Source organism: Allofournierella massiliensis (genome assembly GCF_964241245.1).
Lineage (GTDB): Bacteria > Bacillota > Clostridia > Oscillospirales > Ruminococcaceae > Allofournierella > Allofournierella massiliensis.
The window spans coordinates 46662-67965 of record NZ_CAXSWZ010000013.1; the positions used below are offsets into that span (position 1 = coordinate 46662).

Sequence of the window (21304 nt, forward strand, 5' to 3'; positions counted from 1 at the left end):
TAGGAAGGAGATGATTCTATGGCCGGTTCTACCACCAATATTAGTATTCGTATGGATTCCGAACTGAAAGCACAGGCTGATGCGCTGTTTGCTGAACTCGGCATGAACCTGTCCACCGCATTCAACATCTTTGTCCGGCAGTCTCTTCGAGAGGGCGGGATTCCTTTTGAGATTAGTTTAAATCAGCCCAACAAGGAAACGATTGCAGCCATGCTGGAGGCGGAAAGGATCGCAAAGGATCCGTCTGTAAAGGGATACACCGATATGGATGAGTTGTTTGCGGATTTGAAAAAATGAGCCAGACAAAATATATGGTCAAGTTCACCACGCAATTCCGAAAGGACTACAAGCTGGCAATCAAGCGTGGCTTGAAAATCGAATTGCTGGAACAGATCGTTGCTCTTTTGGCTGCAGGACAATCTCTACCAGAAAAGAATAAAGATCACGCACTTACCGGCAACTGGGTCGGCCATCGAGAATGTCACATTCTGCCTGATTGGCTCTTGGTCTACCGAGTTGAGGACGATGTTCTGGTATTGACTTTGACCCGTACAGGGACTCATAGTGATTTGTTTGGAAAGTAACCGATATGAGAAGGCCGTCGTAGCTTTGAGCCTACGGCGACTCTTTGAATATTTAACGCCCTACTCTACAACTGCAACTTCTCCAGCCAGTCATCAAACGACTTTTGAAAAATATGAATTGGCGTATCAGTACATGAGGTTTTGGAGGACCTTCCTTTACCAGCACGTATGCCGGTGTACGCATAATGTTGAGCATGACAGCGACATCTTTTACGATGTAAGTGTGTGCTATCGGCAGTGGTATTGGCGATGCGGCGCATTTTATGGATTTTTGATCACAAGACCAGCACAGCGCAATGAATCCATTCATTATGTCCCCCAGGACAGGAGCAAAACGGCCAGGAAAAAAGAAAGGGCTTGTGGCGGTTCCGAAGTTCGGAACCGCCCGCAAACCCGCGTTACAGCAACAAAAAAGCCACCAGCTTTTCAGCTGATGGCTTTTGGTCCGAGTGGCGAGAGTCGAACTCACGGCCTCTTGAACCCCATTCAAGCGCGCTACCAAACTGCGCTACACCCGGACGTCTGGCCCGGTGTTCTCACCGGCGACGTTGTTTATTATAGCCCATGCAACCTGTTTTGTCAACGGAGAATTTTCAGTTTTCTCCTTTTTACAAAAGTTTTCCAAATATTTTACAGTTGATTGGTCATACTATCTGCAAAAGGCCAAAAACGGAGAGAAAAAACAGGATTCCAAGATCATTCCGTGCGCCAAACCTTGAAAAGGAGGATATAAAATCAACTATGGAAAGCGGTATGAATTTTCATCATCAGGGACAAAACGCAGTGGGGCAGGTGGATCAGGGCAACGAGCCCGGCAAACAAGGCGGGAAAAAGCATCAGACCGACCCAGACGAAGGGTTTGGGGCGTATCTGCCCTGGGTAGATCCCATGCTCCTGCCTGGCGGGGTACAGAAGATTCAGGATGATTCGGTGCAGGCGGTCCAGCCTGCACCGGATCAGCGGGGAGGCGGCTGCGAACCGGAACCCTGTGAATAATAAGGCGTGAAAACAGCCGGGAGAAGCGAAGTCTCCCGGCTGTTTTTATGTGCAGAGGAATTTTAACCGTTTCTTTCTTGGCAGCAGGCAGGATCAGTGATAGAATACCAGTAAACAGCGGCATGCAGCCGCACAGGAGAGAAAGGAACCGAAACCATGAAACATTGGAAATTGAAGGCAGTGCTGGCCACGTTGCTGGTATTCGCACTGTATGTGGTGTTTCAGCACCCCAACCTGAATCCTCTTTATCCGGAATCGGCATTTATGTATTGTGTGCTGATCACGGTGCTGGTGGCCATCTTTACTCTGGACCGCATTGGCCGGGTGGTGGCACAGCCGGGGCCGGTACAGGGCGTGCCGGGCAGCGTGCGTTTTGAACGCTTCCAGAACGGCAGCCGCTGGCCGCTGATTCTGGTGGCAGTGCTCTGGGGCGCGTACTTTATTGTATGGGCCGGGTCCAGCGTTCTGTTCCAGGTGAACGCCTTCCGGGATCAGATGCCGGAGCTGGTTCAGATGGACTTCGCCGAGGACTTCGACACCACCGATACCAGCCAGCTGCCAATCGTAGATAAGGCTATGGCTCAGAAGCTGGCGGACAAAAAACTGGGTGAGCGTCCCAGCCTGGGCAGCCAGGTGGTGCTGGGCGAGCCCACCCTGCAGCAGGTGAACGGAAAGCTGGTCTGGGCGGTACCCACCTACCATTCCGGTGTATTCAAATGGCTTACCAATCTGGAAGGCACTCCCGGTTATGTGGTGGTATCCGCCACTAATCCTCAGGACGTGCAGTATGTGGACGGCTACACCATCAAATACCAGCCGGGCGCCTATCTGTGGCAGAACCTGATGTTCTATGCCCGCTTCACGGCCGCGCCCTTCACCGGCCTGACCGATTACAGCTTTGAGCTGGACGATTCCGGCCAGCCCTACTGGGTCATCACTACCTATAAGTATCTGCGGGGCTTCTCGCTGCCGGAGGCCACCGGCGCGGTGGTACTCAACTGCTCCACCGGCGAAAGCCAGCGTTACAGCATTGACGAGCTTCCCGACTGGGTAGATCGCGTTCAGCCGGAGGATTTCATTGTAACCCAGCTGAACAACAAGGGCGAGTACGTGCATGGCTATCTGAACTTCAGCGACAAGGACAAATACCGTACCAGCCCAGGCGAAACCCTGATTTACAACGACGGCAGGTGCTATCTGTTCACCGGCCTGACCAGTGTGGGCGGCGACGAGAGCGCCATCGGTTTTGTAATGGTGGACATGGTCACCAAGGAGCCGCATCTGTACCGCATCAGCGGCGCCACCGAGACGGCGGCTCAGCAGTCGGCTCAGGGCGAGGTGCAGCAGTACGGCTACCAGGCGGCCTTCCCGCTGATTGTCAATCTGAACAGCCGGCCCACCTACTTCATGACCCTGAAGGACAACGAAGGTCTGATTAAGAAATACGCCTATGTATCGGTGGAGGACTATCAGACCGTGGGCGTGGGTGATACCATCGACGAAGCGCGCCTGAGCTACGAAAAGGCACTGCGTGCGGGCGGCAGCACCATGGTGGGCAACGTGAACAGCGAGCGTACCAGCCTGACCGGTACCGTGCAGCGCATCGGCAGCGAGTACAACAGCAGCGGCTCCACCTATTATCTGGTGCTGAACGAGCATCCCGAGCTGCTGTTCAGCGTGCAGGGCAGTTTGTCCGCTGAGCTGGCCATTACCCAGCCAGGAGACCAGGTAAAGGTGGAGTATTATCCCCGCACCAGCCAGGCTCAGGAGCTGACCAGCTTCGACAATCTGCAGTTTGATCAGTCGGTTGAATGACCAAATGGAGAGGGAAAAAGCGTAAATAACAAAAGTAATCGGCGGGCGTATCGTATATGCGGTGCGCCCGCCGTCTTTTTCTTCCGTGTATCTTTACATACACACGAATTTATGTTAATATATTTTTGTTGCTTCTTCACGAAGGAGAAGCGAGAAATTCTGCAACAGCGAATTGAATGCCACGAAGGCATGATGCTTCGGCACGTTATGGCCGGGGCTCTTTGCCTGCGTGGCTTTTTTGTGCCCATCCGGGGTGCGCCTGCGCGGCAAGTTCAGCGAAGGAAAGGAAAGACGAGCATGAAAAAAACGAAAATCCTTGCAGCGGTCATGGCCCTGTGTCTGGCGATTGGTGCCGCGGGCTGCGGCCAGCCGGCCAGCCAGTCCACAGCTGCGGCCAGCACCGCCAGCCAGCAGCAGACCGACACTGTGGTGGTGGCAATGAACGTGGAATCCGAACCGGCATCCGGCTTTGACCCGGCCTATGGCTGGGGTGCGGGCGAGCATGTGCATGAGCCGCTGATCCAGAGCACGCTGGTGGTCACCAATGCGGATATGAGCATTGGCTATGACCTGGCCACTGACATGCAGGTCAGCGAGGATGGCCTGACCTGGACGGTCACCATCCGGGATGACGTGAAGTTCACCGACGGCGAGCCCCTCACCGCGTCGGATGTGGCCTTTACTTATAATACAGTAAAGGCAGAGAGCACGGTGAACGATTTCACCATGCTGGACAGCGCGGAGGCAGTGGATGACACCACAGTGGTGTTTCACATGAACCGGCCTTATTCCACCTGGCCCTATTCCATGGCGGTGGTAGGCATTGTTCCTGGGCACGCTTATGGCCCGGATTATGGCCAGAATCCCATTGGTTCCGGCCGCTATATCCTCAAGCAGTGGGATAAGGGCCAGCAGGTGATCCTGGAAGCCAACCCGGATTATTACGGTGAGGAAGTAAAGATGAAAAAGGTTGTCATCCTCTTCATGAGCGAGGATGCTGCCTTTGCTGCTACCAAGGCCGGTCAGGTGGATGTGGCCTACACCGCCGCTTCCTATACGGACCAGACCAATGACGGCTTTGAATTGATGGCCGTGAAGACCGTGGACAACCGGGGCATTAACCTGCCTGCAGTGGAGGAAGAAAACGGCATCGGTAACGATTTCACCGCGGATGTACGGGTGCGTCAGGCCATCAACATCGGCTTTGACCGGCAGGAAATGATCGATAACGTGCTCAACGGCTACGGTACTCCGGCCTACAGTGTGTGCGACGGCATGCCCTGGTATTCTGAGGCGGATGAGGTGACCTACGATCCTCAGAAGGCCGCCGCCCTGCTGGAGGAAGCGGGCTGGACCTTGAACAGTGACGGCGTGCGGGAGAAGGACGGCCAGACCGCCAGTCTGAACCTGCTGTACCCCATGGGCGATTCCACCCGCCAGGCTCTTGCGGCCGACATGGCCAACCAGCTGGCTGAGCTGGGCATCCAGACCAGCACCGAGGGTGTGGGCTGGGATACCGCCTATGACCGGGCCCAGAACACTCCGCTGGTCTGGGGCTGGGGAACTCACAGCCCCATGGAGATGTACAATATCTACCACACGGTGGGCGATCTGGCCCGGTATTCTCCCTATGCCAATGCTCGGGTGGATGAGCTGATGGACCAGGCATTGGCCTGCAGCGATCTGGAAGAGTCCTACGCGCTGTGGCAGCAGACCCAGTCGGAGGAGATCGTGAACGATGTGCCCTGGGTCTGGATGGTGAATGTGGATCATCTGTACTGGGTGAATCAGAATCTGGAAGTGGCGCAGCAGAAGCTGCATCCCCATGGCCACGGCTGGTCGCTGGTGAACAACGTGGACCAGTGGACCTGGAACCAGGCCTGACCGAAGACAAAGCGGCCGCATTGCTTTGAACGGAGCAGTGCGGCTGCCCGTTAGGAAAAAGGAGAAGAAGTTTTTATGGCAAAACGAATGGCCCGCATGGCGGTCAGGCAGCTGATCCGGATGCTGCTGCTGATCTTCTGCGCCAGTCTGGCAGCCTTTGTGCTGCTGAGCCTGTCTCCCATCGACCCGCTGCAGCAGAATGTGGGCCAGGCGGCGATGGGCAGCATGAGCGCGGAGCAAATCGAGCGCCTTCAGGCGTACTGGGGTGTGGATACCCCGCCCCTGGAACGGTTCGCAGCCTGGGTAAGCGGAATGCTGCAGGGAGATTTCGGTGTCTCGCTGCTTTACCGTCAGCCGGTGCTTACGGTGATTGGAGCAAAGCTGGCAAATTCCCTCTGGCTGCTGGTGTTGGCCTGGGTGATTTCCGGGCTGCTGGGCTTCGGTCTGGGCGTACTGGCCGGAGCGACGCAGGGCCGCTGGCCGGACAAACTGATTCGGGGCTGGTCCATGATCATTGCCAGCACGCCCGCCTTCTGGGTGGCACTGCTCTTGTTGATGATTTTCGGCGTCTGGCTCAAGCTTTTGCCGGTGGGGCTCAGTGTACCCATCGGACTGGAAGCCACCGCCGTTACCTTGGCGGACAGGCTGCGGCATGCAATCCTTCCTGCTTTGGCTCTCAGCATCACCGGCACCGCATCGGTCTGCCTGCACACCCGGCAGAAGACCATTCAGGCGCTGGAGTCGGATTTCGTTCTGTTTGCCCGGGCCAGGGGAGAGAGCGGAAAGGGCATCCTGCTGCGCCATGTGCTGCGGCATGTGCTGCTGCCTGCTATCACCCTGCAGTTTGCCAGCCTGGGTGAGCTGCTGGGCAGCTCGGTACTGGTGGAAGAGGTGTTCTCCTATCCGGGTCTCGGTCAGGCCACGGTGACAGCGGGCCTGGGCGGAGATCTGCCGCTGCTTCTGGGCATCACGGTGATTTGCAGTGCCATGGTGTTCGGTGCGAATTTTGTGGCGGACTGCCTGTATGGTCTGGTGGACCCCCGCATCCGAAAGGGGGCAGGCAGGACATGAAGCGGATTTTGAACAATTTACGCCAGCCCCGAACCGCTGCGCTGATCCGGCTGGTTTTTGCCGCTGCAATTCTGCTGGCGGTTATGATCGCCGGCATGGCATGCCGGGAGCAGGCCCTTGCCACAGATTTCACGCGCAAGAATCTGGCGCCCTGTGCCGAATATCTGTTCGGTACGGACTGGATGGGCCGGGATATGCTTACCCGCACCCTGAGCGGACTTTCTTTGAGCATCCGCATCGGTGTGGTTACCGCTGCGGTGAGCGCAGTGGTGGCGCTGGCGGCGGGCGTGAGCGCCGCATTGCTGGGCCGCTGGGCAGACAGCGCCCTCACCTGGCTGATTGATCTGTTTATGGGAATTCCTCACATTCTGCTGCTGGTGCTTATTTCCTGCGCCTGCGGACGTGGGTTCTGGGGCGTGACCATCGGCATCGTGGCCACCCACTGGATGAGCCTTGCACGGCTGATCCGGGGTGAGGTGATGCAGCTGCGGCAGAGCGGCTATGTGCAGGTGGCGCGCAAGCTGGGAGCATCCCCGGCAGCCATCGCGGTCCGGCACATTCTGCCCGGCGTGCTGCCCCAGTTCTTCACCGGGCTGGTGCTGCTGTTTCCCCACGCTATCCTCCATGAGGCCAGTGTAACCTTCCTGGGCTTTGGTCTGACCAGCGAACAGCCCGCGGTGGGCGTGATTCTTTCGGAAAGTATGCAGTATCTGGCCACCGGCCGCTGGTGGCTGGCGCTGTTGCCCGGCATCTGTCTGGTGGCGGTGGTGCTGCTGTTTGAGCTGGCGGGCAAAAGCCTGGCCGCGCTTTGGTCAGTGAACGCGGAACAGGAGGCGGCATAATGGAATCGAACAGACAAAAAGCCCCGCTGCTGCAGGTGCAGGGGCTTACGGTGTCCTTTTCCCGGTACGCTCAGGGCTTCCGGCGGGTGACGCTGCCCGGCGTGCGGGATCTGAGCTTTTCGCTGGATGAGGGCGAACTGGTGGCAGTGGTCGGTGCTTCCGGAAGCGGAAAGAGCCTGCTGGCCCATCGGCTGCTGGGTATCCTGCCTCACAATGCCCAGGTGGGCGGGCAGGTACTCTACCGGGGCCAGCCGCTGGACGACCGGCTGGCCGGGAAACTGCGGGGACATGAAATTGTACTGGTTCCCCAGAATGTCTCCTATCTGGACCCGCTGATGCAGGTGGGGGAGCAGGCAAAGGGCGAAAAAGGCGATGCACAAAAGGCCTCGGCGGCGCTGCGGCGTTACGGGCTTGGTCCTGAGGTGGAAAAAATGTATCCCTTTCAGCTGTCCGGCGGCATGGCCCGGCGGGTGCTGATTGCCACCGCAGTGCAGCACACCCCGTCGCTGGTGGTGGCGGACGAACCCACCCCCGGCCTGCATCCCGAAGCGGCCCGGCGGGTATTGGGCCACTTTAAGGAGCTGGCCCAGGCAGGCGCGGGCGTACTGCTGATTACCCACGATCTGGAGGCCGCACTGGAAGTGGCGGACCGGGTGATCGTGCTCTATGCGGGCGCGGCGGTAGAGGAGGCTCCGGCGGCCAGCTTTGCAGCAAAGGAGTTGCTGCAGCACCCCTATACCCAGGCACTCTGGCAGGCCAGCCCCAACCATGGCTTTGTTCCGCTGCCTGGTACTCAGCCGGTGGGCCAGCTGCCGGCAGGTTGTGCTTTCGCACCACGCTGCCCCAAGGCGGGGCCGGAATGTCATGAGGGTGCGGTCGCCTATGAAAAACGGGGTGCAGGCTATGTGCGCTGCCTGCACCCGGAAGGAGAACAGCTATGACGCTGGAAGCAAAGAATCTCTGCTTTACCTATCCTTGCGGGAGGAGCGTGCTGCAAGACTTGTCCCTGCGGGTGGAAGGCGGCGAGCGAGTGGGTATTTTCGCCCCCAGTGGACGGGGTAAGACCACCCTGTGCAAGCTGCTGGCGGGCTACGAGAAGCCCCAGTCCGGCCAGGTGTTGCTGGACGGCAAGTCTCTTGCCAGCTATCGGGGCTACTGCCCGGTGCAGCTGATCTGGCAGCATCCGGAGCAGGTGGTGGACCCCCGCCTGACGTTAGGGAAAACTCTGCGGGAAGCAGGTGAGCCGGAGGAGCGGCTGGTTCAGGCGCTGGGCATCCAACCGGAATGGCTCAGCCGTTATCCGGCAGAGCTGTCTGGCGGTGAACTGCAGCGGTTCTGCATCGTCCGGGCACTGGGTCCTGCCACCCGATTTGTGCTGGCGGATGAGCTCAGCGCCATGCTGGATCTGGCAACCCAGGCACAGCTGTGGAGCTTTCTGGTGGAGGAAACCACTCGCCGCGGCATTGGACTGGTGGCCGTAAGCCACTCCGCCCCCCTGCTGGACCGGGTGTGTACCCGTCGGATCGAGCTGTGAAACCCATTTCAAACGATGTATAATAAAGAATAAGGAGAAACCACCCACATGACACTGCAGGAGTTCTTTACCCGGCATCCCCGTCTGGCTTTGGGCCTTTCCGGCGGCGTGGATTCCGCCTATCTGCTGGCCGAGGCCGTGCGCTGTGGCTGCCGGATTCAACCCTATTTTGTGGACAGCCCCTTTCAGCCCCGCTTTGAGCTGGAGCATGCCCGCCGCCTGTGCGAAGAACAGGGGGTGGAACTGAAGGTGCTGCCCGCCCAGCCGCTGGCGGACGAAAACGTGCGGCAGAACGGTCCGCTGCGTTGCTATTACTGCAAAAAGCAGGTGTTCGGAGCGATTCTGGCCGCTGCCAAAGCGGACGGCTTCGAAGAGATTATCGACGGAACCAACGCCTCGGATGATGCATCCGACCGCCCCGGCATGCGGGCACTGGAAGAGATGCGGGTCTACAGTCCGCTGCGGCTGTGCGGCGTGACCAAGGCCCAGGTGCGGCAGGCATCCCAGGAACTGGGCCTGTTCACCTGGAACAAGCCCGCCTATGCCTGCCTTGCCACCCGCATTCCCACCGGTACTGCCATTACCACCGAGGCGTTGCGGCGGGTGGAAGCGGCGGAAAATGAACTGTTCCGGCTGGGGTTTTCCGATTTTCGGGTGCGCTGCGTGGGCGACACGGCCAAGCTGCAGCTGCCCGCCGCCCAGTTCAGCAAGGCACTGGAGCAGCGGAAAGAGCTTGTGAAGGCATTGAAGCCGCAGTTTGCGGCGGTCGTATTGGATCTGGAACCCCGAGGGGAGGAATAACAATGGAAAAACAGGAGATGCTGGCCCTGCTGGAACAGGTACAGCAGGGAGCGCTCACGCCCGAGCAGGCGCTGCTTCAGATGAAGCTGCAGCCCTTTCAGGACCTGGGCTATGCCAAGGTGGACCACCACCGGGGCCTGCGTCAGGGCGCGCAGGAGGTGATCTACGGCGCGGGCAAGACCGCCGAGCAGATCGACGGCATCCTCACAGCCATGGAAAGCCGGGATGCCACCGACATCATCGTGACCCGCATGAATCAGCAGTCGGCGGATTATGTGGCGCAGCGCCATCCGATGGACTACGACCCCATGTCCCGGTTGGGCATCGTGCACCCCACCGGAAAAATCACCGCACCCGGCTACATTGCCGTGGTCTCCGGAGGTACCAGTGATATGGCGGTCTGCGAGGAGGCTGCCCGCACCGCCATCGCCATGGGCAATAAGGTGGAGCGGCTGTATGATGTGGGCGTGGCCGGGCTGCACCGGCTGCTGTCCAAGCTGGATGTGCTGATGCAGGCCCGTGTGGTGATTGCCGTGGCAGGCATGGAGGGTGCGTTGGCCAGTGTGGTGGGCGGCCTTGTGGATTGCCCGGTGATCGCGGTCCCCACCAGTGTGGGTTACGGCGCTAATTTCAACGGCCTGTCTGCACTTTTGTCCATGCTTAATTCCTGTGCCAGCGGAGTGAGCGTGGTGAATATCGACAATGGATTCGGTGCGGGCTATCTGGCCAGCATGATCAATCATATGGGAGGCAGTGACCAATGAAAACCTTATATATTGAATGTGCCATGGGCGCGGCGGGCGATATGCTCACCGCTGCGCTGCTGGATCTACTGAGCCCGGAGGAGCAGCAGGCATTTCTGGAGCAGATGAACCGGTTGCTGCCCGGGGTACAGGTCAAGGCAACCCCGGCGCAGAAGTGCGGTGTGCAGGGTCTGCATGTGCAGGTTCTGGTGAACGGGGAAGAGGAGCACAGCCACGATCATGGCCCGGTTCATCCGGAGGTGCATGCAGCTCCGGCCGTTTATGACCATCCCCACGAGCATGCGCATGAACACGACCACCATCATGACCATGAGCATCCCCATGATCACGTACACGAGCATCCTCATGAGCATGATCACGAACATGAACATGACCACGATCATCATAAGCATAGTCATGACCATATGCACGAGCACGGCCACGACCATCCCCATGAACACGACCATGGCCATGAGCACCATCATCACGCCACCATGGCCTGGGTGGAACATACCATTCAGGAAACTGCTTTGCCCCCGGAGGTAAAGGAGCAGGCGCTGCAGGTTTACCACGCCATTGCGCAGGCAGAAAGCGCTGCCCACGGCTGCCCGGTGGACCAGGTTCATTTCCACGAAGTAGGTGCGCTGGATGCTGTGGCGGATGTGACCGCTGTCTGCCTGCTGATGCACATGCTGGCGCCGGAAAAGATTGTTGTCAGCCCGGTACATCTGGGCAGCGGTCAGGTGCGCTGCGCCCACGGTATTCTGCCGGTGCCTGCGCCTGCCACAGCCTATATTCTGCAGGGAGTTCCCGCCTACACCGGTTCCATTCGTGGGGAGCTGTGCACCCCCACCGGCGCGGCATTGCTCAAGACCTTTGCTCAGTCCTTTGGCCCCATGCCGGTCATGGTCACCGAAAAGGTGGGCATCGGTGTGGGCAACAAGGATTTTGAAGCCGCCAACGTGCTGCGGGTGTTCTGGGGCAGCGATGCCAGCCAGGTACAGCAGGAGAGCGATCAGATTGTGGAACTGCGCTGTAATCTGGACGATATGACCGGCGAGGCCATTGGCTACGCTTCGGAGCTGCTGCTGGAAGAGGGCGCGCTGGATGTGTACACGGTGCCCATCCAGATGAAAAAGAGCCGCCCGGCGGTGATGCTCTGCTGCCTGTGTCATGCGCCCCAGCGGGATAAGCTCACCCAGCTGATGCTGCGCCACACCACCACCTGGGGCGTTCGCGCCAGCGTGATGGATCGCAGCGTGCTCACCACCCGCATGGTGCCGGTGAAGACCAAGTACGGGGTCGTCCGCGTCAAGCAGGGGACCGGCTACGGGGTAAAAAAGTGCAAGGTGGAATACTGCGATATGGCTGCAGCCGCTGCACAGGCCGGGGTGGAGCTTGCCAAGGTGGAGCGCGCCGCCCGCAAGGCCTTCAAAAAGCAGGGCTGAACCCTGTGTAAAACCTGAGAAAAATCCTTGTGAATAAAAGAAAACGCAAGGATGAAAGAGTAAACCAAAAATAAACGGGTAAAACGCTGGATTTCCGCTTGCAGGCAAGGAAATCCAGCGTTTTTCTGCATTTTTTGAAAAACTGCTTGACATTGTCAGGTCCAGCTTGTATAGTAGCAGTTGTGCCCGGCACTCTATAAGGGGGAAGTGCGCTCTTTTGCCGGGCATATAGGCGCTGGACGTACCGCTGCAACCGCCAAAACCAACAGGGCTTTGGCTGGTGTAACAAACCTTTTGCGGGGTGGTACCATGTGCGCCGCCTGTGTATGCAAACCACGGCGAAATTCCGCAAAGGGGGAATCATAAAACAATGAGTAAGATCGTATCACTGCAGAACATTGTTGTTGGCTTCGACGGGGAGAACGTGCTCAACGGTCTCTCGCTGGACATTCACGACAAGGAGTTCGTTACCTTCCTGGGCCCTTCCGGCTGCGGCAAGACAACGACCCTCCGAGTCATTGGCGGGTTTGTCCAGCCGAGCTCCGGCAATGTTTTTTTTGACGGGCAGGACATCACCAATCTGCCGCCCTACAAGCGCCAGGTGAACACCGTGTTCCAGAAATACGCCCTGTTCCCGCACCTGAATGTGTACGAGAACGTGGCCTTCGGCCTGCGGCTGAAGAAGATGGACGAGAAGGAAATCCGCAGCCGCGTGCTGGAAATGCTGGAAGTGGTGGGCCTGAAGGGCTTCGAGCGCCGCGACACCACCAACCTGTCCGGCGGTCAGCAGCAGCGTGTGGCCATCGCTCGCGGCCTGGTGAATCATCCCCGGGTACTGCTGCTGGATGAGCCTCTCGGCGCGCTGGACCTGAAGCTGCGCAAGGAGATGCAGCTGGAGCTCAAGCGGCTGCAGCAAGCCATGAACATCACCTTCATTTATGTCACCCACGACCAGGAAGAGGCACTCACCATGTCCGATACGGTGGTGGTCATGAAGGACGGCAACATCCAGCAGATCGGCAGCCCCATCGACATCTACAACGAGCCGGAGAACGCCTTTGTAGCCTCCTTCATCGGCGAGAGCAATATCATCGACGGCATTATGCTGCGGGACTTCTGCGTGGAATTTGCCGGCAATGAGTTTACCTGCGTGGACAAGGGCTTTGCCCACAACGAGCTGGTGCAGGTGGTCATCCGCCCGGAGGACATCCAGGTTGTGCCCGCCATTCAGGGCCAGCTCACCGGCGTGGTCAAGGAAGTGATCTTCAAGGGCGTTCACTACGAGATGCGGGTGGAGCAGGCCGGCTACGAGTGGATCATCCATTCCACCCAGGCCAGCGCTCCCGGCGAGCTGATCGGCATGTGCATCGGGCCGGATGAGATCCACATTATGACCCGCACGGAGGGTTAAGGCCATGATCAAGAACCGTAAACTGGCCGCGCCCTACCTGGTGTGGATGGTTGTGTTCATCCTGGTGCCGCTGGCCATCGTCACTTACTTCGCCTTTACCGACAAGGCAGGCAACTTTACCCTGGAAAACCTGATGATCATCGGGCAGTACAGCACGGTATTCGTGCGCAGTCTGCTGCTGGCGGCGGAAGCCACCGTGATCTGCCTGGTGCTCAGCTTCCCGGTCAGCTATTTTCTCTCCCGCCAGCGTGCGGCCAAGCAGAAGATTTTTCTTATGCTGGTCATGCTGCCCATGTGGATGAACTTTCTGCTGCGCACCTACGCCTGGATGAGCCTTCTGGAGAACAACGGCATTATCAACCGGATTCTGGGTTTCTTCGGCATCGGACCCTTCCAGATGATCTACACCAGCGGCGCGGTTGTGCTGGGCATGGTGTATAACTTCTTGCCCTACATGATTCTGCCGCTGTACACCGCCATGACCAAGATCGACAACAGCGTCATCGAGGCTGCGCAGGATCTGGGCGCGGGCATGTTCAAGACCCTGACCAAGGTGCTGATTCCTCTGTCCGCCCCCGGTATTGCCACCGGCATCACCATGGTGTTCGTACCCAGTGTTTCCACCTTTATCATCAGCCGAATGCTGGGCGGTGGCTCCAATATGCTGATCGGCGACCTGATCGAGCTGCAGTTCCTGGGCAACAGCTACAACTACAACCTGGGCAGTGCGCTCAGCCTGGTGCTCATGGTGATCGTGCTGCTGTGCATGAGCTTCACCAACGGCTTTGACGACGAGGATATGGAGGGCGTGGTGTAATGAAAAAGCAACATTTGGCCGCCCTGCAAAAGGTTTATCTGTGCCTGATCTTCTCGTTCCTGTATGTGCCCATCGCGGTGATGATGGTGTTCAGCTTCAACGAGAGCAAAAGCCGCACCCTGTTCACCGGCTTCACCCTGAAGTGGTACCAGAGCCTGCTGCACAACGAAATGATTCTGGAAGCACTGTGGCTCAGCCTGGTGGTGGCTTTCCTGGCCGCCACCGTGGCCACTATTCTGGGCGTGATGGCCTCCATCGGTATCAGCGGTATGAAAAAACGCACCCAGGGTGTGATCAATACCGTGAGTTACCTGCCGGTGGTCAACCCGGAGATCATCACCGGTGTTTCGCTGATGATGCTGTTTGTGGTGTATGTGAACATCGCCCATTGGCTGAACTCCAATCCGTCGGTGCCCGGCTTTCTGAAGTTCCTGCCGGAGAACATCTTCGGCTTCGGCACTCTGCTCATCGCCCACATCACCTTCTGCGTGCCCTACGTGATTTTCAATGTGGCGCCCAAGCTGCGCCGCATGGACGTGCGCATGTATGAGGCGGCGCTGGATCTGGGCTGCAATCCCCGTCAGGCTTTCTTCAAGGTGGTCCTGCCGGAGCTGATGCCCGCCATCCTCTCCGCCTTCCTGATCAGCCTGACCTACTCCATCGATGATTTCATCATCTCTTACTTCAGCTGCGGCACGCTGCAGACGCTGCCCATTGCCATCTACAGCATGACCCGCAAAAAGGTCAGCCCGGAGATCAACGCTCTGTCCACCATCATGTTCGTGGCCATTCTGTGCATCATCCTGGTGAGCAACGCACTGGAAAGCCGCAGCTACCGCAAAAAGCGAATCAAAGAATAAGGGGAGGATGCGAGCGATGAAAAAAGTAATCAGCCTGCTGCTGACCCTGGTGCTGGCGGCCGGAAGTCTTGCCCTTCCCACCTTTGCGGCGGAGGACAAGATTCAGGTCACCGAGGATATCTCGGTCAGCGCTGACTACGATTGGACCCGGTTCAAGGGGCAGAACGTCTCCCTGAACGTCTACAACTGGGGCCTTTATATCTCGGACGGCTCGGATGAAAGTGTGGATGTGATCTCCGCCTTCGAAGAGCTGACCGGCATCAAGATCAACTACACCACCTTCGACACCAACGAAAGCATGTACGCCAAGCTGAAAAGCGGCGGCGCCAGCTACGATGTGATCTTCCCCAGCGATTACATGCTGGGCAAGATGGCCAACGAAGGCATGCTGCTGCCTCTGAACAAGGAGAATATCCCCAATCTGGCAGGCATTTCCGAGCTGTATCTGGACAAGGAGTATGACCCGGGCAATGTGTACAGCGTGCCTTACATGTGGTGTATGATAGGTATCACCTACAACAAGGATATGGTGGACGAAGCGGATCTGGAGCAGGGCTGGAACCTGCTGTGGGACCCTCGCTATACCGGTCAGATCCTGCAGTTCAACAACAGCCGCGACTGCTTTGCCATGGCCCTCAAGACCCTTGGCCGCAGCATGAACCCCACCAGCACCCAGGACATCGACGATGCTCTGGTCAAGCTGCAGGAGCAGAAGCCCCTGGTGCAGGCCTACGTGATGGATGAGGTGTTCGATAAAATGGAGGGCGGCGAGGCCGCTCTGGCACCCTACTACACCGGCGACGGCCTGACTATGATCGCTGAGAACCCCAGTCTGGGCATGTTCCTCCCGGAAGAGGGCACCCTGCAGTGTGTGGATGCCATGTGCATCCCGGCTTCCAGCCAGAACCAGGAAGCAGCGGAGATGTTCATCAACTACATGTGTGAGGTGGATGTGGCGCTGCAGAATGCGCTGTTTGTGCAGTATACCTCTCCGGTGGAGGCGGTGCGAGATCTGCTGCCCGCTGAACTGCGGGACAGCGAGCTGATGTATCCCGATCCCGAGCTGATTGAGCGCAGCGAATACCCCAGCGTCATCTCGGACGAGCTGAACAGCGCCATGGACATGGCCTGGAGCCAGATGAAGAGCTTCGACGATACCGGTAACCAGTGGCTGGTCCCGGTGTTCCTGCTGGTGGCCATCGCCATGACGGTGTTCAACGTGTGGCGCCGTCGTGCCCGCAAAAAGCGCCGTCAGATGTATTAATTAAAAAGCCTGTTCCCGATTCCGGATTTCCGGAAGGGGAACAGGCTTTTCTATCATGTCACAAAACCGGGCTCAAAGAACCCAGAACAGCAGGCTGAGCGCAAGGAAGGCGAGAATCAGGGTCGAGACCCATTTGCCCCAACCGGCCAGCCGATGGCTGGAAAAACGCCAGCCCAGCACCGCGGCAGGTACAAACAGAAGAATCGCCGCGTAGGGGGGATAGTGCAGGCCGCTGCTGCCGGCAGACCAGGCGGAAAGGCCCGCCAGAGAAAAGATCGCATCGCCCAGGCAGAAGCCGCCGGGAAGATTGCAGGAAAACAGGACACCCAAAAGACAGAGGGGAACCGACAGGGAACCGGCCCCCCAGGGCTTTTGCACCATTGCATATGCCTCCTTTTATCGGCCCGGGAACCGGGCCCGAATGTTTGTCAGAACAGGTCTTCTTTAGTATAGCACGCGGGGAAAGCAACGGCAAGCCGCCGAGTAAAAACAGCGGCCCATCCGGCGGAAATTTGTGCTATAATAAAAAGGAAATTTCAATGCAAAAGAAGGCGAAAAAGAAAATGCAGGAGCTGACTACCTACACCCAGACCTTTCGGGTGAAGGACACCGATTGCGATCTGAACGGATACCTGATGCCCGGCGCATTTCTGCGTATGGTGCAGCAGCTTTCCACCGATCACTGCGAGGCAATCGGGCTGAATCAGGAATTTTACGAAAAGAACAATGCGATTTTTCTCATGGCGAAAATGGCCCTTCAGTGGGAGCGGGTTCCCCGCTGCGGCGAGGTTATCACCCTGACCACCAGGCCGGAAAACTGCAAGCGAGCCACCTATAAGCGCGTGACCACGGTGCAGGATGAGCAGGGGAATGCCCTTGGCATGACCGACAGCCGATGGGTTCTGGTGGACCCGCAGGCCCGCCGTATCATCCGCCGCCCGCCTGAAGCCTTTCAGAGTCTTCCCTTTGGAGACGATGTGGACTATCAGCTGGACATGACCATCGAGCGCCCCCAGGAGGTGGAGCGGGTGGGTCAGGCGGCTGCCTACTATACCTTCTGCGACATCAACGGCCACCTGAACAATACCCGCTACGCAGACATCGCCTGCGATGCACTGCCGCTGGAGCAGCTGCGCCAGAATCCGGTTCGCCGCATCAGCATCAGCTATCACAATGAGGTCCCGGCGGGCGAGCACTTCCAGGTTCAGCGGGGCAGCACGCAGAACGGCTGGTATGTATCCGGTACTCGCGAGGGAAAATGCTGCTTTGAGGCAGAGCTTACCCTCTGATCAAATGAACTCCAAAAGCGTTCTCATGCAGATCAAGCAGGCAAAGCCAATACGGCTTGTGTCAGGTGCTGCGGGAGAGCGCTTTTTCTTATTTTATCCTAAAATCGCAATTTTGTTTTTCATACAAGAACAAAATTGGCTATATGACGGACAGTTCCAAAGGATCGACCGTTAAAGTTGTGAAAAACGGCAGTTGTTATTTCTGCTCCGATGTGATAATGTATTTAGTAAGCTAAAGCAATGAATTGATGCAGCGACAAAGAATGCTGCACGTTGCTAGCAAATCTGAAACAAAAGGAGTGGATCGAGAATGAGCAGAGTGTACAACTTTTCCGCCGGACCGGCGATGCTTCCCGAGGAGGTGCTGCGCCAGTCTTCTGCGGAAATGCTGGACTATCAGGGCTGCGGCATGAGCGTAATGGAGATGAGCCATCGATCCAGTTCCTTCCAGAATATTCTGGATCAGGCTCAGCAGGATCTGAAGGACCTGCTGGCATTGCCGGACAACTACAAGGTCCTGTTTTTGCAGGGCGGGGCATCCCAGCAGTTTGCCATGGTACCGATGAACCTGATGAAAAACGGTGTGGCGGATTACATCGTTACCGGCCAATGGGCCAAGAAGGCGTATGCAGAGGGCGCGAAATATGGGAAGGCCAACAAGCTGGCCACCAGTGAAGACCGCACCTTCGCCTATATTCCGGACTGTGCCGATCTGCCGGTTTCGCCGGATGCGGATTACGTATATATCTGCGAGAACAACACCATCTACGGCACCAAATACAAGACCCTGCCCAACACCAAGGGTAAGCCGCTGGTGGCGGACCAGTCCTCCTGCTTCTTGTCCGAGCCGGTGGATGTGAGCCGTTACGGGCTGATTTTCGCCGGAGCGCAGAAGAACATCGGCCCGGCGGGCGTGGTAGTGGTTATCATCCGGGAGGATCTGATCCCGGAGGAGGTTCCGGCTTTTGTGCCCACCATGCTGCAGTACAAAATCCATGCGGACAACAATTCTTTGTACAATACACCTCCCTGCTACGGCATCTATATCTGCGGAAAGGTGTTCCAGTGGATTAAAGCCCAGGGTGGCCTGGAGGGGATGCAGCAGCGCAACCTGGAAAAGGCAAAGCTGCTGTATGATTTCCTGGACGAGAGCCGCCTGTTCCGGGGCACGGTGGACAAAAAGGATCGTTCGTTGATGAACGTTCCCTTTGTGACCGGCGACAAGGATCTGGATGCAAAATTTGTGAAGGAAGCGGCCGCCAAGGGCCTGGTGAATCTGAAGGGTCACCGCACCGTGGGCGGTATGCGCGCCTCCATCTACAACGCCATGCCGCTGGCAGGCGTGCAGACGCTGGTGGACTTCATGAAGCAGTTTGAGACCGAGAACGGCTAAGGGGGACGGAAACGATGACAAAGGTAACATGCCTGAACCCCATTGCCAAGGTGGGACTGGAACGATTCGGCGCGGGATATCAGCTGGATGCCCCGTTGGAGGAAGCTCAGCTGGCGCTGGTGCGCAGCGCCGACATGCACGCCATGACAGCACCTGCCGGGTTACTGGCCGTGGCCCGGGCGGGAGCCGGTGTGAATAACATTCCGTTGGACGCGCTGGCAAAACAGGGCACCGTGGTGTTCAATACCCCCGGCGCCAATGCCAACGGCGTGAAAGAACTGGTGCTGGCAGGAATGCTGCTGGCCGCCCGTGACGTGGTGGGCGGCGTGGAGTGGGTTCGCGCCAATCAGGCCGACCCGGACATCGCCAAGGACACCGAAAAAGCCAAAAAGCAGTTTGCCGGTGGTGAGATTCAGGGCAAGCGTCTGGGAATCATCGGTCTGGGCCACATCGGAGTAAAGGTGGCGAACGCCGCTCTTGCTCTGGGCATGGAGGTCTGGGCCTACACCCTGCCGGAGGGCGACGGCACCATCCCCGGCTTGGCCCAGGAGGTTCACCTGCTGGAAGGCCCCGACGAGATTTATGAAACCTGCGATTACATCACGCTGCATCTGCCGCTGAACGACGCCACCCGTCAGATGATCAATGGGGCGGTGTTCGCAAAAATGAAGCCCGGTACGGTGCTGCTGAACTTCTCCCGGGATAAACTGGTGGACGACGAGGCGCTGGCTCAAGCCATGGAGCAGGGGATTGTGCGCCGCTATGTTTCGGATTTCCCCAACCCGGCAGTGGTCCACCTGCCCGGCGCACTGGTGATTCCCCATCTGGGGGCTTCCACCGAGGAATCGGAGGACAATTGCGCCTGCATGGCAGTGGATCAGCTAAAGGCTTTTCTGGAGGAAGGCACCCTTCGCAATGCGGTGAACTACCCGGATTGCACGCTGGGCGCAAAAACTGCAGGTCCCCGGCTTTGCGTGCTGGGCGAAAATCTGGAGGAAGAGCAGCTGCTGGCACCCTGGAAGGTGCTGGCCCGCGCCGCCGCCCAAAAGGGAGAACGGTGCTGCCTGCTGGCCGATCTGGAAGCCGAACCCACCCCCCAGCAGCTGGAGCAGCTTGCCGCACAGCCCGGTGTGCTGCGGGTACGGCTGATCTGACCCAAGCAAAGGAGAAAAATCATGCGGCGATGCACAAAACCCGCAGCTATGCTGCTGCCCTCCCCGGGTGTGGACCTGGAAAAATGGGCGGTGGTGGCCTGCGACCAATATACCTCGCAGCCGGACTACTGGCACACGGTGCAGGAGCTGGTGGGGGATGCCCCCTCCACCCTGCGGCTGACCCTGCCGGAGATCTGGCTGGAAGAGCCGGATGCGCCCAAGCGGATTAAAACCATCGGGCAGACCATGGAGGAATACCAGGAAAATGGCCTGCTCAGGCCCACCGCGCCCGGTATGATGCTGGTACGCCGTCAGATGGAAGGCGTGGCCGCGCCCCGCTGGGGTCTGGTGATGGCGGTGGACCTGGAGGCCTACGATTACCGGGAGGGTTCACGCTCCCTGATTCGGCCCACCGAGCGCACGGTGCCTGAGCGTATTCCCGCCCGGCTGGCGGTGCGGGAGGCGGCCACGCTGGAGTTGCCCCACATTCTGCTTCTGATTGATGACCCGCAGCAGTCGGTGATTGAGCCGGCGGCGGCCGTTTGCAATGAACTGGAACAAGTCTACGATACACCGCTCATGCTGGGAGGCGGTCAGCTGACCGGTTGGTTTATCCCGGAGGGGGCGCTCACCGAGAAAATCCAACAGGCGCTGGAGGCGCTGGCTGCACCGGAACATTTGAGCAAACGTTATGGCGCTCCGGCGGATGCCCCGGCTCTGCAGTTTGCCACCGGCGACGGCAACCATTCCATGGCAGCCGCCCGGGCCCGGTGGGAGCAGATTCGAGAGACCCTTACCCCACAGCAGCGGCTGGAGCATCCGGCCCGCTGGGCTCTGGCCGAGGTGGTGAACCTGCAGGACGAAAGTCTGGAAATTGAACCCATTCACCGCCTGGTAGCTGGAATAGACCCCAAAACAGTTCTGCAGGATGCGGTAAGCTATTTTTCCGCACAGGGTGTGCAGGCACAGCTTTTGAAGCAAGCGCCGGAAAGCGAAGACCCCTGGGCTATTCGCTGGGTGGCAGGGGAGAATACCGGTTGGCTATGCATCCGGCCCGGCGGACGCTGGGCGCTTCCGGTAGCGGCACTCCAGGCATTCCTGGACGACCGGATGCCTCATTGGCAGGGAGCAAAGCCGGATTATATCCACGGCGAAGAGACACTGCGCGCCCTTTGCACCGGTGCACAGAGTATTGGTTTTGTACTGCCGGAATTCCGCAAGGAGGATTTGTTCCGAGGCGTGGTGCTGGATGGCGTTTTACCCCGCAAGACCTTTTCCATGGGCCGTGCGCAGGACAAGCGTTATTACATGGAGGCCCGGCGCATTATGCCGTGACCGAAAAAACGCGCCAACCGCATCTTCGGATGCGTAATTCATAGGGAATGTGGAATAAGTGAG

The 21304-nt window shown here is 58.3% G+C and carries 21 protein-coding genes and 1 tRNA gene; 20 read left to right on the top strand and 2 right to left on the bottom strand.

Features of this window, described 5'->3' with window-relative positions:
- The first annotated feature begins 18 nt into the window (after positions 1-18).
- Together ACESYO_RS08540 and ACESYO_RS08545 are read left to right on the top strand one after the other, a co-directional pair.
- Complete coding sequence (locus ACESYO_RS08540) at positions 19-297, top strand: type II toxin-antitoxin system RelB/DinJ family antitoxin (protein WP_058966146.1); 279 nt, start codon at positions 19-21, stop codon at positions 295-297.
- Complete coding sequence (locus tag ACESYO_RS08545; protein ID WP_317408402.1) at positions 294-584, top strand: type II toxin-antitoxin system YafQ family toxin; 291 nt, start codon at positions 294-296, stop codon at positions 582-584. Before ACESYO_RS08540 ends, ACESYO_RS08545 begins: the two co-directional genes overlap by 4 nt.
- Positions 585-1025: 441 nt before the next feature.
- Here the strand turns inward: ACESYO_RS08545 and ACESYO_RS08550 are convergent.
- Positions 1026-1102: transfer RNA gene (locus ACESYO_RS08550), tRNA-Pro, on the bottom strand.
- A 235-nt stretch (positions 1103-1337) separates the two neighbouring features.
- Here ACESYO_RS08550 and ACESYO_RS08555 point away from each other — a divergent pair.
- The 14 genes from ACESYO_RS08555 (at position 1338) to ACESYO_RS08620 (ending at position 16070) form a co-directional block, all read left to right on the top strand.
- Positions 1338-1580 (top strand): hypothetical protein, encoded by a 243-nt coding sequence (locus ACESYO_RS08555; RefSeq protein WP_337575125.1) that lies wholly within the window; start codon positions 1338-1340, stop codon positions 1578-1580.
- Between the two features lie 156 nt (positions 1581-1736).
- Complete coding sequence (locus ACESYO_RS08560; RefSeq protein ID WP_276871818.1) at positions 1737-3395, top strand: hypothetical protein; 1659 nt, start codon at positions 1737-1739, stop codon at positions 3393-3395.
- A gap of 297 nt (positions 3396-3692) precedes the next feature.
- Positions 3693-5279, top strand: a complete 1587-nt coding sequence (locus tag ACESYO_RS08565; RefSeq protein WP_373209784.1) for an ABC transporter substrate-binding protein — start codon at positions 3693-3695, stop codon at positions 5277-5279.
- Between the two features lie 75 nt (positions 5280-5354).
- On the top strand, positions 5355-6350 hold the full coding sequence (locus ACESYO_RS08570) for an ABC transporter permease (RefSeq protein ID WP_333766344.1): 996 nt from the start codon (positions 5355-5357) through the stop codon (positions 6348-6350).
- Positions 6347-7192, top strand: a complete 846-nt coding sequence (locus ACESYO_RS08575; RefSeq protein ID WP_373209785.1) for an ABC transporter permease — start codon at positions 6347-6349, stop codon at positions 7190-7192. The genes ACESYO_RS08570 and ACESYO_RS08575 overlap by 4 nt, the downstream gene beginning before the upstream one ends.
- Positions 7192-8133, top strand: coding sequence for an ABC transporter ATP-binding protein (locus ACESYO_RS08580; protein ID WP_373209786.1), 942 nt, complete (start codon positions 7192-7194; stop codon positions 8131-8133). Before ACESYO_RS08575 ends, ACESYO_RS08580 begins: the two co-directional genes overlap by 1 nt.
- Positions 8130-8726, top strand: coding sequence for an ABC transporter ATP-binding protein (locus tag ACESYO_RS08585; RefSeq protein ID WP_373209787.1), 597 nt, complete (start codon positions 8130-8132; stop codon positions 8724-8726). The genes ACESYO_RS08580 and ACESYO_RS08585 overlap by 4 nt, the downstream gene beginning before the upstream one ends.
- A 48-nt stretch (positions 8727-8774) precedes the next feature.
- Positions 8775-9527 (top strand): ATP-dependent sacrificial sulfur transferase LarE, encoded by a 753-nt coding sequence (gene larE, locus ACESYO_RS08590; RefSeq protein WP_373209788.1) that lies wholly within the window; start codon positions 8775-8777, stop codon positions 9525-9527.
- Between the two features lie 2 nt (positions 9528-9529).
- A complete protein-coding gene (larB, locus tag ACESYO_RS08595) occupies positions 9530-10291 on the top strand; it encodes a nickel pincer cofactor biosynthesis protein LarB (protein ID WP_087182042.1) in 762 nt (253 codons plus the stop codon).
- Positions 10288-11718 carry a nickel pincer cofactor biosynthesis protein LarC gene (gene larC / locus ACESYO_RS08600; RefSeq protein ID WP_373209789.1) on the top strand — a complete coding sequence of 477 codons (1431 nt, stop codon included), beginning with the start codon at positions 10288-10290 and terminating at the stop codon, positions 11716-11718. The genes larB and larC overlap by 4 nt, the downstream gene beginning before the upstream one ends.
- Before the next feature lie 370 nt (positions 11719-12088).
- Entirely contained in the window at positions 12089-13129 is a 1041-nt protein-coding gene (gene potA / locus ACESYO_RS08605; RefSeq protein WP_087184604.1) for a spermidine/putrescine ABC transporter ATP-binding protein, read from the top strand.
- 4 nt (positions 13130-13133) lie between these two features.
- Positions 13134-13946 (top strand): ABC transporter permease, encoded by an 813-nt coding sequence (locus tag ACESYO_RS08610; protein WP_058966123.1) that lies wholly within the window; start codon positions 13134-13136, stop codon positions 13944-13946.
- The gene (locus tag ACESYO_RS08615) at positions 13946-14806 is read left to right on the top strand and encodes an ABC transporter permease (RefSeq protein WP_058966121.1); all 861 of its coding nucleotides are present in this window, start codon (positions 13946-13948) and stop codon (positions 14804-14806) included. Before ACESYO_RS08610 ends, ACESYO_RS08615 begins: the two co-directional genes overlap by 1 nt.
- Before the next feature lie 16 nt (positions 14807-14822).
- Positions 14823-16070 (top strand): ABC transporter substrate-binding protein, encoded by a 1248-nt coding sequence (locus tag ACESYO_RS08620; protein WP_373209790.1) that lies wholly within the window; start codon positions 14823-14825, stop codon positions 16068-16070.
- A gap of 72 nt (positions 16071-16142) precedes the next feature.
- Here ACESYO_RS08620 and ACESYO_RS08625 read toward each other — a convergent pair whose 3' ends face one another.
- A complete protein-coding gene (locus ACESYO_RS08625) occupies positions 16143-16451 on the bottom strand; it encodes a hypothetical protein (RefSeq protein WP_058966117.1) in 309 nt (102 codons plus the stop codon).
- 182 nt (positions 16452-16633) lie between these two features.
- On the opposite strand from ACESYO_RS08625, the gene ACESYO_RS08630 reads away from it, so the two are divergent.
- The 4 genes from ACESYO_RS08630 to ACESYO_RS08645 all read left to right on the top strand — a co-directional run bounded on the left by ACESYO_RS08630 (position 16634) and on the right by ACESYO_RS08645 (position 21241).
- On the top strand, positions 16634-17359 hold the full coding sequence (locus ACESYO_RS08630; protein WP_373209791.1) for an acyl-[acyl-carrier-protein] thioesterase: 726 nt from the start codon (positions 16634-16636) through the stop codon (positions 17357-17359).
- Positions 17360-17669: 310 nt separating this feature from the next.
- Positions 17670-18752 (top strand): 3-phosphoserine/phosphohydroxythreonine transaminase, encoded by a 1083-nt coding sequence (serC, locus tag ACESYO_RS08635; protein WP_270913808.1) that lies wholly within the window; start codon positions 17670-17672, stop codon positions 18750-18752.
- 14 nt (positions 18753-18766) lie between these two features.
- Positions 18767-19906 (top strand): 3-phosphoglycerate dehydrogenase, encoded by a 1140-nt coding sequence (locus ACESYO_RS08640; protein ID WP_373209792.1) that lies wholly within the window; start codon positions 18767-18769, stop codon positions 19904-19906.
- A 21-nt stretch (positions 19907-19927) separates the two neighbouring features.
- Complete coding sequence (locus tag ACESYO_RS08645; RefSeq protein WP_373209793.1) at positions 19928-21241, top strand: DUF1015 domain-containing protein; 1314 nt, start codon at positions 19928-19930, stop codon at positions 21239-21241.
- The last annotated feature ends 63 nt before the right edge of the window (positions 21242-21304 follow it).

Coding starts and splice junctions, on each gene's coding strand:
- ACESYO_RS08540 (WP_058966146.1), top strand. CDS start 19: ATGGCCGGTTCTACCACCAATATTAGTATTCGTATGGATTCCGAACTG.
- ACESYO_RS08545 (WP_317408402.1), top strand. CDS start 294: ATGAGCCAGACAAAATATATGGTCAAGTTCACCACGCAATTCCGAAAG.
- ACESYO_RS08555 (WP_337575125.1), top strand. CDS start 1,338: ATGAATTTTCATCATCAGGGACAAAACGCAGTGGGGCAGGTGGATCAG.
- ACESYO_RS08560 (WP_276871818.1), top strand. CDS start 1,737: ATGAAACATTGGAAATTGAAGGCAGTGCTGGCCACGTTGCTGGTATTC.
- ACESYO_RS08565 (WP_373209784.1), top strand. CDS start 3,693: ATGAAAAAAACGAAAATCCTTGCAGCGGTCATGGCCCTGTGTCTGGCG.
- ACESYO_RS08570 (WP_333766344.1), top strand. CDS start 5,355: ATGGCAAAACGAATGGCCCGCATGGCGGTCAGGCAGCTGATCCGGATG.
- ACESYO_RS08575 (WP_373209785.1), top strand. CDS start 6,347: ATGAAGCGGATTTTGAACAATTTACGCCAGCCCCGAACCGCTGCGCTG.
- ACESYO_RS08580 (WP_373209786.1), top strand. CDS start 7,192: ATGGAATCGAACAGACAAAAAGCCCCGCTGCTGCAGGTGCAGGGGCTT.
- ACESYO_RS08585 (WP_373209787.1), top strand. CDS start 8,130: ATGACGCTGGAAGCAAAGAATCTCTGCTTTACCTATCCTTGCGGGAGG.
- larE (WP_373209788.1), top strand. CDS start 8,775: ATGACACTGCAGGAGTTCTTTACCCGGCATCCCCGTCTGGCTTTGGGC.
- larB (WP_087182042.1), top strand. CDS start 9,530: ATGGAAAAACAGGAGATGCTGGCCCTGCTGGAACAGGTACAGCAGGGA.
- larC (WP_373209789.1), top strand. CDS start 10,288: ATGAAAACCTTATATATTGAATGTGCCATGGGCGCGGCGGGCGATATG.
- potA (WP_087184604.1), top strand. CDS start 12,089: ATGAGTAAGATCGTATCACTGCAGAACATTGTTGTTGGCTTCGACGGG.
- ACESYO_RS08610 (WP_058966123.1), top strand. CDS start 13,134: ATGATCAAGAACCGTAAACTGGCCGCGCCCTACCTGGTGTGGATGGTT.
- ACESYO_RS08615 (WP_058966121.1), top strand. CDS start 13,946: ATGAAAAAGCAACATTTGGCCGCCCTGCAAAAGGTTTATCTGTGCCTG.
- ACESYO_RS08620 (WP_373209790.1), top strand. CDS start 14,823: ATGAAAAAAGTAATCAGCCTGCTGCTGACCCTGGTGCTGGCGGCCGGA.
- ACESYO_RS08625 (WP_058966117.1), bottom strand. CDS start 16,451: ATGGTGCAAAAGCCCTGGGGGGCCGGTTCCCTGTCGGTTCCCCTCTGT.
- ACESYO_RS08630 (WP_373209791.1), top strand. CDS start 16,634: ATGCAGGAGCTGACTACCTACACCCAGACCTTTCGGGTGAAGGACACC.
- serC (WP_270913808.1), top strand. CDS start 17,670: ATGAGCAGAGTGTACAACTTTTCCGCCGGACCGGCGATGCTTCCCGAG.
- ACESYO_RS08640 (WP_373209792.1), top strand. CDS start 18,767: ATGACAAAGGTAACATGCCTGAACCCCATTGCCAAGGTGGGACTGGAA.
- ACESYO_RS08645 (WP_373209793.1), top strand. CDS start 19,928: ATGCGGCGATGCACAAAACCCGCAGCTATGCTGCTGCCCTCCCCGGGT.